The sequence below is a fragment of the Grimontia marina genome (assembly GCF_900060185.1).
GTDB classification, from domain to species: domain Bacteria; phylum Pseudomonadota; class Gammaproteobacteria; order Enterobacterales; family Vibrionaceae; genus Enterovibrio; species Enterovibrio marinus.
The window spans coordinates 1-562 of the sequence record NZ_FIZY01000268.1; the positions used below are offsets into that span (position 1 = coordinate 1).

Annotated in this window: 1 protein-coding gene; it reads left to right on the forward strand. The window is 46.6% G+C overall.

The features are described from left to right. Positions 1–558: chromosomal replication initiator protein DnaA (locus GMA8713_RS26355; protein ID WP_198159617.1), on the forward strand; the 558-nt coding region annotated here is incomplete at its 5' end. Positions 559–562 lie beyond the last annotated feature (4 nt).

Consider the following 562-nt stretch of genomic DNA (forward strand, 5'->3'; position numbering starts at 1 on the left):
AAATCTCGTTTTGGTTGGGGTTTGACGGTTGCGATTGAGCCACCAGAGCTTGAAACGCGTGTCGCGATTTTAATGAAGAAGGCAGAAGATCACCAAATTCATCTTGCCGATGAAGTTGCCTTTTTTATTGCCAAACGCTTACGTTCCAACGTGCGTGAATTGGAAGGTGCACTAAATCGTGTTATCGCCAACGCTAACTTTACCGGCCGTCCGATCACCATCGATTTTGTGCGTGAAGCGCTGCGTGACTTATTAGCTTTGCAAGAAAAATTGGTCACCATTGATAACATTCAAAAGACCGTGGCGGAATACTACAAAATTAAAGTGGCGGATTTGCTTTCTAAACGTCGTTCTCGCTCGGTTGCCCGTCCACGCCAGTTGGCGATGGCACTGGCTAAAGAGCTGACTAACCACAGCTTGCCTGAAATTGGTGATGCGTTTGGTGGCCGAGATCATACGACAGTGCTGCATGCTTGCCGTAAAATCCAGCAGTTACGCGAAGAGAGCCACGACATTAAAGAAGACTATTCGAATTTAATTCGTACCCTGTCTTCTTGATGCA